The sequence below is a fragment of the Streptomyces sp. HSS9-12 genome (genome assembly GCF_054963655.1).
The window spans coordinates 1-12349 of record NZ_JBUEGC010000012.1; the positions used below are offsets into that span (position 1 = coordinate 1).

Sequence of the window (12349 nt, forward strand, 5' to 3'; positions counted from 1 at the left end):
CCGCTCTCGTAGTCTTGAGCGCGTGCAGGAACTCCATGACGCCCCGCTGGCCCCGCTGACGACCTTCCGTCTCGGTGGCCCCGCCACCCGCCTTATCACCGCAACCACCGACGACGAGGTGGTCGCCGTGGTCCGTGAGGCGGACGCCACCGGCACCCCGCTGCTGATCATCGGCGGCGGCAGCAATCTGGTCATCGGCGACAAGGGCTTCGAGGGCACCGCCCTGCGCATCGCGACCCAGGGCTTCGACCTGGACAGTACGCAGCTGGAGCTCGCCGCGGGCGAGGTGTGGACCGACGCCGTCGCCCGCACCGTCGAAGCCGGCCTGGCCGGGATCGAATGCCTTTCCGGGATCCCCGGCTCCGCCGGTGCAACCCCGATCCAGAACGTCGGCGCGTACGGCCAGGAGGTCTCCTCGACGATCACCGAGGTCGTCGCGTACGACCGGCGCGCGGACGAGACCGTCACCATCCCGAACGCCGACTGCGAGTTTTCCTACCGCCACAGCCGGTTCAAGGCCGACCCGTCCCGCCACGTCGTCCTGCGGGTGCGCTTCGCGCTGGAGGACGCGGGCGGCCTGTCGGCCCCCGTGCGATACGCGGAGGTGGCCCGCGCCCTCGGCGTCGAGACCGGAGACCGCGTTCCCGCGGCGCTGGCCCGGGAGACCGTCCTCAAGCTGCGCGCGGGCAAGGGCATGGTGCTCGATCCGGACGACCACGACACCTGGTCCGCGGGCTCCTTCTTCACCAACCCGGTCCTCAGTGCCGCCGAGCACGCCGCCTTTCTCGACCGTGTCCGGGACCGCCTCGGCCCTGATGTGACGCCTCCCGGCTATCCGGCGGGCGACGGGCACATCAAGACCTCCGCGGCCTGGCTGATCGACAAGGCGGGCTTCACCAAGGGGTACGGCAGCGGCCCGGCCCGGATCTCGACCAAGCACACCCTCGCGCTCACCAACCGCGGCCAGGCCACGACCGAGGACCTGCTCGCGCTCGCCCGCGAGGTCCGGGACGGCGTCCACGCGGCGTTCGGCGTCGCCCTGGTCAACGAGCCGGTGACGGTCGGCGTCAGCCTGTAGCAGTTCGTTCCGCCAGGCTCTCAGTTCCGCCAGGCTCTCAGTAGGCCACTCCGACGACCCGCTTCACGGTCGCCGGATCGTCCAGCAGCATGAGCAGCGCATGCGCCGGGTCGGCGCGCGCGATCGTGAGGCCGCCCGGCACCTTCCCGCCCAGCGCGTGCCGGTACGGCGGGCCTTCCTCGCCCAGTTCTCCGGCGAGGCGGCGGCTGAGCCGGTGGACGACTTCGCGGCAGCCGTCGCCCGCGCGGTCATGGCCGTTATCGGCTAGGCCCTGTCCGCCTCGCCGTCGGCCAGCCAGGCGTCGATTCCGGCCAGCATCCGGTTCCGGACGTCCTGCGGCGTGCGGGATCCTCGCACGGACTGCCGGGCCAGCTCGGCCAGCTCCCCGTCTGTGAAGGCGTGGTGCTTGCGCGCGATCTCGTACTGGGCCGCCAGCCGCGAGCCGAACAGCAGCGGGTCGTCCGCGCCCAGGGCCATCGGCACCCCGGCCTCGTACAGCGTGCGCAGCGGTACGTCCTCCGGCTTGTCGTATACGCCCAGCGCCACGTTCGAGGCCGGGCACACCTCGCAGGTCACCCCGCGTTCGGCGAGCTTCCGTAGCAGCCGCGGGTCCTCGGCCGCGCGTACGCCGTGCCCGATCCGCCCGGCGTCCAGGTCGTCCAGGCAGTCCCGGACGCTGCTGGGCCCCGCCAGCTCGCCGCCGTGCGGGGCCGCCAGCAGCCCCGCGTCCCGCGCGATCGCGAACGCCCGGTCGAAGTCCCTTGCCAGCCCGCGCCGCTCGTCGTTCGACAGCCCGAACCCCACCACACCCCGGTCGGCGTACCGCACGGCCAGGCGCGCCAGCGTGCGCGCGTCCAGCGGGTGCCGCGTACGGTTCGCGGCGATCAGCACCCGCATCCCGAGCCCGGTGTCCCGGGACGCGGCCTCCACCGCGTCGAGGATGATCTCCAGGGCCGGAATCAGCCCGCCGAGCCGGGGCGCGTACGAGGTGGGGTCGACCTGGATCTCCAGCCACTGCGAGCCGTCCCGGACGTCCTCCTCGGCGGCCTCCCGCACCAGCCGCTGGATGTCCTCGGGGGAGCGCAGACAGGAGCGCGCGATGTCGTACAGCCGCTGGAAGCGGAACCATCCGCGCTCGTCGGTCGCCCGCAGCTTGGGGGGCTCGCCGCCCATCAGGGCCTCGGGCAGATGGACGCCGTACTTGTCAGCGAGCTCCAGCAGTGTGCTGGGCCGCATCGACCCGGTGAAGTGCAGATGCAGATGGGCTTTCGGCAGCAGACGGACGTTACGCAGCATTGCAAGATCCTGCCGTACGATCCGCTGCGGCCGGTAGGCCTTTCCGCTGAACGAGGGCTTGCCCGAAAACACATACGGGCCCCCGGCCGAAGCCGGAGGCCCGTATCAGGCGGAGAACGCCAGGTCAGGCCTGGGCCTCACCGAGCAGCTTCTGCAGCCGCGAGACACCCTCGACCAGGTCCTCGTCGCCGAGCGCGTAGGACAGCCTGAGGTAGCCCGGCGTGCCGAAGGCCTCGCCCGGGACGACCGCGACCTCGGCCTCCTCCAGGATGACCTCCGCCAGCTCCACGCTGGTCTGCGGGCGCTTGCCGCGGATCTCCTTGCCGAGCAGGCCCTTGACCGACGGATAGGCGTAGAACGCGCCCTCCGGCTCCGGGCACACCACGCCGTCGATCTCGTTGAGCATCCGCACGATGGTGCGCCGGCGCCGGTCGAAGGCGACCTTCATCTCCTCGACGGCCGTCAGGTCACCGGAGACGGCGGCGATCGCGGCGGCCTGCGCCACGTTCGAGACGTTGGAGGTGGCGTGCGACTGGAGGTTGGTCGCGGCCTTGACCACATCCTTCGGGCCGATGATCCATCCCACGCGCCAGCCGGTCATCGCGTAGGTCTTGGCCACGCCGTTGACGACGATGCACTTGTCCCGCAGCTCCGGCACGAGTACCGGCAGCGAGGAGCTCTGTCCTTCGGCGCCGGCGCGCGCGGCGGCGTCGCCGTAGACCAGGTGTTCGTAGATCTCGTCGGTCAGCACCCACAGGCCGTGCTCGGCGGCCCAGCGGCCGATCGCCTCGACCTGCTCGCGCGAGTACACCGCACCTGTCGGGTTGGACGGGGAGACGAACAGCACGACCTTGGTCCGGTCCGTACGAGCGGCCTCCAGCTGCTCGACGCTGACCCGGTAGCCGGTCGTCTCGTCGGCGACGACCTCCACCGGCACGCCGCCGGCGAGGCGGATCGACTCGGGGTAGGTGGTCCAGTACGGGGCGGGGACGATGACCTCGTCGCCCGGGTCGAGGATCGCGGCGAAGGCTTCGTAGATCGCCTGCTTCCCGCCGTTGGTGACCAGGATCTGCGCGGGGTCGACCTCGTAGCCGGAGTCGCGCAGCGTCTTGGCGGCGATGGCGGCCTTGAGCTCGGGCAGACCGCCGGCGGGGGTGTAGCGGTGGTACTTGGGGTTGCGGCAGGCCTCGACCGCAGCCTCGACGATGTAGTCGGGCGTGGGGAAGTCGGGCTCACCGGCGCCGAAGCCGATCACAGGGCGGCCGGCCGCCTTGAGGGCCTTGGCCTTGGCATCGACGGCGAGGGTCGCGGACTCGGAGATCGCGCCGATACGGGCCGACACCCGTCGGTCGCGTGTGGACTGTGCGGGAGGAGTTGCAGCGGTCATACCTGCATCGTCCCAGACCGGAATCCGAAGTCGCATATGAGTTCCGCGGGCGGGCGGATCGCTCCCCGGATGAGGTGAGCCAAGAGGCCCGACCCCGTTCCTGTTCGACGCTGGGCCGCAGAACACGTACACTCATGCGTCGTTGGCCCTGAGGGGCCGCATCACCCCCGCACACACCGTGCACCCGGGCGGATGCGGTACGTTGGGGGAAACACAAAGGGTCGTAGCTCAATTGGTAGAGCACTGGTCTCCAAAACCAGCGGTTGGGGGTTCAAGTCCCTCCGGCCCTGCTACACGCATCTTCGCCAGGATGTGTGCGCAAAAGTACGTACTGCAATGCATCGCCGTGCGGCCGGGCCGGGCGCGCACGGCCACGACCCGGATTCAGGTGAGGACGAGTGACGGAAGCCCTTGGCTCCACCGCGACGCCTGAGAGCGGTCGTCCCGAGGACGAGGTGGCGGCCAAGAAGGGCCGTCGCGGAGGCAAGCGAGGCAAGAAGGGCCCGCTGGCCCGGCTCGCGCTCTTCTACCGCCAGATCGTCGCCGAGCTGCGGAAGGTCGTCTGGCCGACGCGCAGCCAGCTCACGACGTACACCACCGTGGTGATTGTCTTCGTTGTCATCATGATCGGCCTTGTGACCGTGATTGACTGGGGATTCTCCGAGGCCGTCAAGTACGTCTTCGGATAGTCCTACGGTCCCGCGGAGGGCGCCCCGTGCGGCGCCCCTTCGCCAGTTCCACCCCTTGAAGCCAGGAAGAAGCAGCCACCGTGTCTGACCCGAACCTGAACGACGCCATCGAGCCCGTCGAGGGCGAAGAGGCTGCGGCGACGGCCGACTCGGCCGAGGCTGCACCGGAGACGGTCGACGACGACACCGCGCTCGACATCGTCGAGGCGGCCGACGAGGTCGACCGGACCGAGGCCGCCGACGCCGAAGCGGGCGTACCGGCCGAGGAAGCCGCGCTGCGTGTCGAGGATGAGGCTGCGGCCGAGGCGGAGGAGACTCCGGTCGACCCGGTCGAGGCCCTTCGCGAGGAGCTGCGCAGCCTCCCCGGCGAGTGGTACGTGATCCACACCTACGCGGGCTACGAGAACCGCGTGAAGACCAACCTCGAGCAGCGTGCCGTCTCGCTGAACGTGGAGGACTACATCTTCCAGGCCGAGGTGCCGCAGGAAGAGGTCGTCCAGATCAAGAACGGCGACCGCCGTACCGTCCGCCAGAACAAGCTCCCCGGCTATGTGCTGGTGCGCATGGACCTGACGAACGAGTCCTGGGGCGTCGTGCGCAACACGCCCGGCGTCACCGGCTTCGTCGGCAACGCCTACGACCCGTACCCGCTGACCCTGGACGAGATCGTCAAGATGCTCGCTCCGGAGGCCGAGGCCAAGGCTGCCAAGGCCGCCGCCGAAGAGGCCGGCCTGCCGGCGCCCAGCCGCAAGGTCGAGGTCCAGGTGCTGGACTTCGAGGTCGGCGACTCGGTCACGGTCACCGACGGCCCGTTCGCGACCCTGCAGGCGACGATCAACGAGATCAACGCCGACTCGAAGAAGGTCAAGGGCCTCGTCGAGATCTTCGGTCGCGAGACCCCGGTCGAGCTGAGCTTCGACCAGATCCAGAAGAACTGATCGACTCCATACGTCCGGGCAGGTCAGGCCTCTCACGCTGGGGGACTGACCTGCCCGGTTTTCGGCCGCACAGCCCTAACCGCTATCGTTGTGCGGTATGCCTCCGTCCGGAGCAACGGACCGGAGCGCGAAACAACTCTCATTAGGACCCGGAGAGAGCATGCCTCCCAAGAAGAAGAAGAAGGTCACGGGGCTGATCAAGCTCCAGATCCAGGCCGGCGCCGCGAACCCGGCTCCGCCGGTCGGCCCCGCGCTGGGCCAGCACGGCGTCAACATCATGGAGTTCTGCAAGGCCTACAACGCCGCGACCGAGTCGCAGCGAGGCATGGTCGTGCCGGTGGAGATCACGGTCTACGAGGACCGATCCTTCACCTTCATCACCAAGACTCCGCCGGCCGCGAAGCTGATCCTCAAGGCCGCGGGCGTGGAGAAGGGCTCCGGCGAGCCGCACAAGACCAAGGTCGCCAAGATCACCCGCGACCAGGTCCGCGAGATCGCCACCACCAAGATGCCCGACCTGAACGCCAACGACCTGGACGCCGCCGAGAAGATCATCGCCGGCACCGCCCGCTCCATGGGCGTCACGGTCGAGGGCTGATTCCACCCCCCGTAGCACCAGCTGTGGAAGGGCCTGCTCGGCCCGCACCACAACTCCGACACAACGCAGGAGTAGCAGTGAGCAAGCGCAGCAAGACTCTCCGCGCTGCGGACGCCAAGGTCGACCGGGAGCGTGCGTACGCCCCGCTCGAGGCCGTCCGTCTGGCGAAGGAGACCTCCACCACCAAGTTCGACGCGACCGTCGAGGTTGCCTTCCGCCTGGGTGTCGACCCGCGCAAGGCCGACCAGATGGTCCGTGGCACCGTGAACCTTCCGCACGGCACCGGTAAGACCGCCCGGGTCCTGGTCTTCGCGACCGGTGACCGTGCCGAGGCCGCGCGTGCCGCGGGCGCCGACATCGTCGGCGCCGACGAGCTGATCGACGAGGTCTCCAAGGGCCGTCTGGACTTCGACGCCGTCGTCGCCACCCCGGACCTCATGGGCAAGGTCGGCCGCCTGGGCCGCGTGCTCGGTCCCCGTGGCCTGATGCCGAACCCGAAGACCGGCACGGTCACCCCGGATGTCGCCAAGGCCGTCAGCGACATCAAGGGCGGCAAGATCGAGTTCCGTGTCGACAAGCACGCGAACCTGCACTTCATCATCGGCAAGGTCTCCTTCGACGAGACCAAGCTGGTGGAGAACTACGGCGCGGCGCTGGAGGAGGTCCTCCGCCTGAAGCCGTCCGCCGCGAAGGGCCGCTACATCAAGAAGGCCACCATCACCACCACGATGGGCCCCGGCATCCCGGTGGACGCCAACCGCACGCGCAACCTCCTCGTCGAGGAGGACGCTGTCGCCGTCTGATCCGGACAGCGATAGCGCTCGCAGGCGCTGGGCCCCGTACCTCCTCGAGAGGTGCGGGGCCCTTCCTGTCTGGGGGCAGGCCGCGCCGCTGATCGATTTGCATGCGCGCAAGGGGTGGCCGTACTCTCTTGCGGTAGCCAAAGACCGCTGGTCGTTGCTGTGTGCCTGATCGGTACGCGGTGGCCGAAGGATCCGCGACGCGGACGGCCGGTGCAGGCGAATGAGGATGAATCTCCCGCAGGGGCCCTGGTGGGTCCATGCGGTCGAGTCACGCCCCGTGCGCCTGCATCGGGGCGTTTCGTTTTGGGACGAGTCTCCTTCTTTGCGTGCCCGATCCGGGCGGTTAGGCGACGCGAGGCTGATCGGAAGGTCAGTCGAGGATCATCACCCGGAAGGAGGCCGAGGCTCATGGCGAGGCCCGACAAGGTCGCAGCCGTCGAGGAGATCACGGACAAGTTCCGTAACTCCAACGCCGCTGTCGTGACCGCGTACACCGGTCTTACCGTCGCACAGCTCAAGCAGCTGCGCCGTTCGCTCGGTGAGAACGCTCAGTACCGTGTGGTGAAGAACACGCTGACCAAGATCGCGGCCAAGGAGGCCGGGATCGCTGTGCTCGACGAACACCTCGTGGGTTCGTCGGCCGTCGCCTTTGTGACCGGTGACCCGGTCGAGGCGGCGAAGGGTCTCCGTGACTTCGCCAAGGAGAACCCTGCGCTCGTCATCAAGGGCGGCGTCTTCGAAGGCAAGGCGCTGTCCGCTGACGACATCAAGAAGCTCGCGGACCTCGAGTCCCGCGAGGTGCTGCTCGCCAAGCTGGCGGGTGCCATGAAGGCCAAGCAGTCCCAGGCTGCCGCGGTCTTCCAGGCCCTGCCCTCGAAGCTCGTCCGCACCGTGGACGCGCTGCGTGCCAAGCAGGCCGAGCAGGGCGGTGCCGGCGAGCCGGCTCCCGCCGAGAGCGCGGAGTAATCACTCCCGCTCTCCAGCGGGCCGACTACGAAGTAACGCCGCAAGGCGCACGCCCGCCCAACAGAACGCAGTACATCCGGCACCAGCCGAATTAGTGGAAGGACCGCCATCATGGCGAAGCTCAGCCAGGAAGACCTGCTTGCGCAGTTCGAGGAGATGACCCTCATCGAGCTCTCCGAGTTCGTGAAGGCCTTCGAGGAGAAGTTCGACGTCACCGCCGCCGCTCCGGTCGCCGTTGCCGCCGCCGGTGCCCCGGGCGCCCCGGCCGAGGCCGCTGCCGAGGAGAAGGACGAGTTCGACGTCGTCCTCACCGGTGCGGGCGACAAGAAGATCCAGGTCATCAAGGTCGTGCGGGAGCTGACCTCGCTGGGCCTGAAGGAGGCCAAGGACCTGGTCGACGGCACCCCGAAGCCGGTCCTGGAGAAGGTCAACAAGGAGCAGGCCGACAAGGCCGCCGAGGCCCTCAAGGGTGCCGGCGCCTCTGTCGAGGTCAAGTGACCCTTTCGAGTCATCTGACTCGGTTGTGCCGAGGGCGATCACCCGTACGGGTGATCGCCCTCGGGCGTTCCCGCACCGGGTGCTGGGCCCGCGGCGCAGTGGCGGGTATGGTGATCTTCGTTGCCTGGCCTGCGGGCCCCTGGGAAGCCACACATGCCAGGCGCAGATTCGCAGGGTCCGAGGGTAGAGGCCTTGACGAACGGCAAGCAGCGCGCAATTCTCAGGACGCGTCGTCACACCGATCCAAGATCCGAGGCATGGATCGCAGACGAAGAGGGAATCCTTGCGGCAGGCGTCGACAACGTGGAACAACAACGAGGGGCACACCCCTCCCGGAGGGATCGTGCCACTCGGCCGGTCTCCGGAATTCTGCTCTGGACATCAGTGGGCCATGTGGCTACACTGACCCTTTGCGCTGCCTGTTAGCTGCTCCCTGCCCGTCACCAGGGGCATGCCCATGTTCGAACATTACTGAACGAACTTCCCTGACCAGGGATTTCTACCCGTGTGTTCGGCTGGGACCGGTACGCGCGTAGTGAGTCCGAGCCCTCGGAAGGACCCCCTCTTGGCCGCCTCGCGCAACGCCTCGACTGCCAATACGAACAACGGTGCCAGCACAGCCCCGCTGCGCATCTCCTTTGCGAAGATCAAGGAGCCCCTCGAGGTTCCGAACCTCCTTGCGCTGCAAACCGAGAGCTTTGACTGGCTGCTCGGCAACGCTGCCTGGAAGGCTCGCGTCGAGGCGGCCCTGGAGCGTGGAGAGGACGTCCCCACCAAGTCCGGTCTGGAAGAGATCTTCGAAGAGATCTCCCCGATCGAGGACTTCTCCGGGTCGATGTCGCTCACGTTCCGCGACCACCGCTTCGAGCCTCCGAAGAACTCCATTGACGAGTGCAAGGAGCGCGATTTCACCTACGCGGCTCCGCTGTTCGTCACCGCGGAATTCACCAACAACGAGACCGGTGAGATCAAGTCTCAGACGGTCTTCATGGGTGACTTCCCGCTCATGACCAACAAGGGCACCTTCGTCATCAACGGCACCGAGCGTGTCGTGGTGTCCCAGCTGGTCCGCTCGCCCGGCGTCTACTTCGACAGCTCCATCGACAAGACGTCCGACAAGGACATCTTCTCCGCCAAGATCATTCCGTCTCGCGGTGCCTGGCTGGAGATGGAGATCGACAAGCGCGACATGGTCGGTGTCCGTATCGACCGCAAGCGCAAGCAGTCCGTGACCGTCCTCCTCAAGGCGCTCGGCTGGACCAACGAGCAGATCCTGGAGGAGTTCGGCGAGTACGAGTCCATGCGCGCCACCCTGGAGAAGGACCACACCCAGGGCCAGGACGATGCGCTGCTGGACATCTACCGCAAGCTGCGTCCGGGCGAGCCGCCGACCCGTGAGGCCGCCCAGACCCTGCTGGAGAACCTCTACTTCAACCCCAAGCGCTACGACCTCGCCAAGGTCGGCCGCTACAAGCTGAACAAGAAGCTCGGCGGGGACCAGCCGCTCGACGCCGGTGTGCTCACCGTCGACGACGTGATCGCCACCATCAAGTACCTGGTCAAGCTGCACGCCGGCGAGACCGAGGCGGTCGGCGCCAGCGGCCAGTCGATCGTGGTCGAGACCGATGACATCGACCACTTCGGCAACCGCCGGCTGCGCAACGTCGGCGAGCTCATCCAGAACCAGGTCCGTACCGGCCTGGCCCGGATGGAGCGCGTCGTCCGTGAGCGGATGACCACCCAGGACGTCGAGGCGATCACGCCGCAGACCCTGATCAACATCCGGCCGGTCGTCGCCTCCATCAAGGAGTTCTTCGGCACCAGCCAGCTGTCCCAGTTCATGGACCAGACCAACCCGCTGTCGGGTCTGACCCACAAGCGCCGTCTGTCTGCGCTGGGTCCGGGCGGTCTGTCCCGTGAGCGGGCGGGCTTCGAGGTCCGTGACGTGCACCCGTCGCACTACGGCCGCATGTGCCCGATCGAGACGCCTGAGGGCCCGAACATCGGTCTGATCGGCTCGCTCGCGACGTACGGCCGGGTCAACGCGTTCGGCTTCGTCGAGACCCCGTACCGCAAGGTCGAGAACGGCCTGGTCACCGAAGAGGTGCACTTCCTCACCGCGGACGAGGAAGACCGCTTCGTCATCGCCCAGGCCAACGCGCCGCTGACGGACGACAACCACTTCGCCGAGGACCGCGTCCTGGTCCGCCGCCGTGGCGGTGAGGTCGACTACGTCGCCGGCGACGAGGTGGACTACATGGACGTCTCGCCGCGCCAGATGGTGTCGGTCGCGACCGCCATGATCCCCTTCCTCGAGCACGACGACGCCAACCGCGCGCTCATGGGCTCGAACATGATGCGCCAGGCCGTGCCGCTCATCCAGGCCGAGTCGCCGCTGGTCGGCACCGGCATGGAGTACCGCTCCGCGGTGGACGCCGGCGATGTCATCCGGGCCGAGAAGGCCGGTGTGGTCCAGGAGGTCTCCGCGGACTACATCACCGTCGCCAACGACGACGCCACGTACACCACCTACCGGGTGGCGAAGTTCAGCCGCTCCAACCAGGGCACCTCCTTCAACCAGAAGGTGATCGTGGACGAGGGCGCGCGGGTCGTCGAGGGCCAGGTCCTCGCCGACGGTCCGTCCACCCAGAACGGTGAGATGGCGCTGGGCAAGAACCTGCTCGTGGCGTTCATGCCGTGGGAGGGCCACAACTACGAGGACGCGATCATCCTCAGCCAGCGCCTGGTGCAGGACGACGTCCTCTCCTCGATCCACATCGAGGAGCACGAGGTCGACGCCCGTGACACCAAGCTCGGCCCCGAGGAGATCACCCGGGACATCCCGAACGTCTCCGAGGAGGTCCTCGCCGACCTCGACGAGCGCGGCATCATCCGCATCGGTGCCGAGGTCGTCGCGGGCGACATCCTCGTCGGCAAGGTCACCCCGAAGGGTGAGACCGAGCTGACCCCCGAGGAGCGCCTGCTCCGCGCGATCTTCGGTGAGAAGGCCCGTGAGGTCCGTGACACCTCGCTGAAGGTGCCGCACGGCGAGACCGGCAAGGTCATCGGCGTCCGCGTCTTCGACCGCGAGGAGGGCGACGAGCTGCCGCCGGGCGTGAACCAGCTGGTCCGCGTCTACGTGGCGCAGAAGCGCAAGATCACCGACGGTGACAAGCTCGCCGGCCGCCACGGCAACAAGGGCGTCATCTCCAAGATCCTGCCGGTCGAGGACATGCCGTTCCTGGAGGACGGCACCCCGGTCGACATCATCCTCAACCCGCTCGGTGTCCCGTCCCGGATGAACCCGGGACAGGTCCTCGAGATCCACCTGGGCTGGCTCGCCTCCCAGGGCTGGAAGGTCGAGGGTGATGCAGACTGGATGAAGCGCCTCCAGGCGATCGGCGCCGACGAGGTCGCCCCGGGCACCAACGTCGCCACCCCGGTGTTCGACGGCGCCCGCGAGGACGAGATCGCCGGCCTCTTCGAGGCGACGGTCCCCAACCGCGACGGCGACCGGCTGGTGCTGCCGTCCGGTAAGGCGCGGCTGTTCGACGGCCGCTCCGGTGAGCCGTTCCCGGACCCGATCTCGGTCGGCTACATGTACATCCTCAAGCTGCACCACCTGGTGGACGACAAGCTGCACGCCCGCTCCACCGGTCCGTACTCGATGATCACCCAGCAGCCGCTGGGCGGTAAGGCTCAGTTCGGTGGCCAGCGCTTCGGCGAGATGGAGGTGTGGGCGCTGGAGGCTTACGGCGCCGCGTACGCCCTCCAGGAGCTGCTGACCATCAAGTCCGACGACGTCACCGGCCGTGTGAAGGTCTACGAGGCGATCGTCAAGGGCGAGAACATCCCCGAGCCCGGCATCCCCGAGTCCTTCAAGGTGCTCATCAAGGAGATGCAGTCCCTGTGCCTCAACGTGGAGGTGCTGTCCAGTGACGGCATGTCCATCGAGATGCGTGACACCGACGAGGACGTCTTCCGCGCCGCGGAAGAGCTCGGTATCGACCTGTCCCGGCGTGAGCCGAGCAGCGTTGAAGAGGTCTGACGGGTCTGGCCGGGGCCGTGTGAACCACGGCCCCGGCTAACCCCGGAC

General features: G+C 68.1%; 11 protein-coding genes and 1 tRNA gene. 10 read left to right on the forward strand and 2 right to left on the reverse strand.

Annotation, left to right across the window (positions count from 1 at the left end):
• Positions 1-22 precede the first annotated feature (22 nt).
• Both ACY34J_RS08655 and ACY34J_RS08660 read left to right on the forward strand, forming a co-directional pair.
• Complete coding sequence (locus ACY34J_RS08655) at positions 23-1078, forward strand: UDP-N-acetylmuramate dehydrogenase (RefSeq protein ID WP_462726069.1); 1056 nt, start codon at positions 23-25, stop codon at positions 1076-1078.
• A gap of 100 nt (positions 1079-1178) precedes the next feature.
• Complete coding sequence (locus tag ACY34J_RS08660; RefSeq protein WP_462726064.1) at positions 1179-1346, forward strand: hypothetical protein; 168 nt, start codon at positions 1179-1181, stop codon at positions 1344-1346.
• Here the strand turns inward: ACY34J_RS08660 and ACY34J_RS08665 are convergent.
• Together ACY34J_RS08665 and ACY34J_RS08670 are read right to left on the reverse strand one after the other, a co-directional pair.
• On the reverse strand, positions 1343-2374 hold the full coding sequence (locus ACY34J_RS08665; protein WP_462726063.1) for an adenosine deaminase: 1032 nt from the start codon (positions 2372-2374) through the stop codon (positions 1343-1345). The two genes, ACY34J_RS08660 and ACY34J_RS08665, sit on opposite strands and share 4 nt — an antisense overlap.
• A gap of 124 nt (positions 2375-2498) precedes the next feature.
• A complete protein-coding gene (locus tag ACY34J_RS08670; RefSeq protein WP_462726062.1) occupies positions 2499-3761 on the reverse strand; it encodes a pyridoxal phosphate-dependent aminotransferase in 1263 nt (420 codons plus the stop codon).
• Between the two features lie 217 nt (positions 3762-3978).
• Between ACY34J_RS08670 and ACY34J_RS08675 the strand changes: the two genes are divergently transcribed.
• From ACY34J_RS08675 to rpoB, 8 genes are all read left to right on the forward strand, one after another.
• Positions 3979-4051 (forward strand) — tRNA-Trp (locus tag ACY34J_RS08675).
• 108 nt (positions 4052-4159) lie between these two features.
• On the forward strand, positions 4160-4450 hold the full coding sequence (secE, locus tag ACY34J_RS08680; RefSeq protein WP_462726061.1) for a preprotein translocase subunit SecE: 291 nt from the start codon (positions 4160-4162) through the stop codon (positions 4448-4450).
• Positions 4451-4530: 80 nt separating this feature from the next.
• Positions 4531-5388 (forward strand): transcription termination/antitermination protein NusG, encoded by an 858-nt coding sequence (gene nusG / locus ACY34J_RS08685; protein ID WP_462726060.1) that lies wholly within the window; start codon positions 4531-4533, stop codon positions 5386-5388.
• A gap of 160 nt (positions 5389-5548) precedes the next feature.
• Positions 5549-5986, forward strand: a complete 438-nt coding sequence (gene rplK / locus ACY34J_RS08690; RefSeq protein ID WP_462726059.1) for a 50S ribosomal protein L11 — start codon at positions 5549-5551, stop codon at positions 5984-5986.
• A gap of 77 nt (positions 5987-6063) precedes the next feature.
• Positions 6064-6789, forward strand: coding sequence for a 50S ribosomal protein L1 (gene rplA, locus ACY34J_RS08695; protein WP_462726058.1), 726 nt, complete (start codon positions 6064-6066; stop codon positions 6787-6789).
• 408 nt (positions 6790-7197) lie between these two features.
• A complete protein-coding gene (gene rplJ, locus ACY34J_RS08700; RefSeq protein WP_462726057.1) occupies positions 7198-7755 on the forward strand; it encodes a 50S ribosomal protein L10 in 558 nt (185 codons plus the stop codon).
• A gap of 111 nt (positions 7756-7866) precedes the next feature.
• Complete coding sequence (rplL, locus tag ACY34J_RS08705; RefSeq protein WP_462726056.1) at positions 7867-8253, forward strand: 50S ribosomal protein L7/L12; 387 nt, start codon at positions 7867-7869, stop codon at positions 8251-8253.
• Between the two features lie 565 nt (positions 8254-8818).
• Positions 8819-12301, forward strand: a complete 3483-nt coding sequence (gene rpoB, locus ACY34J_RS08710) for a DNA-directed RNA polymerase subunit beta (RefSeq protein ID WP_462726055.1) — start codon at positions 8819-8821, stop codon at positions 12299-12301.
• The last annotated feature ends 48 nt before the right edge of the window (positions 12302-12349 follow it).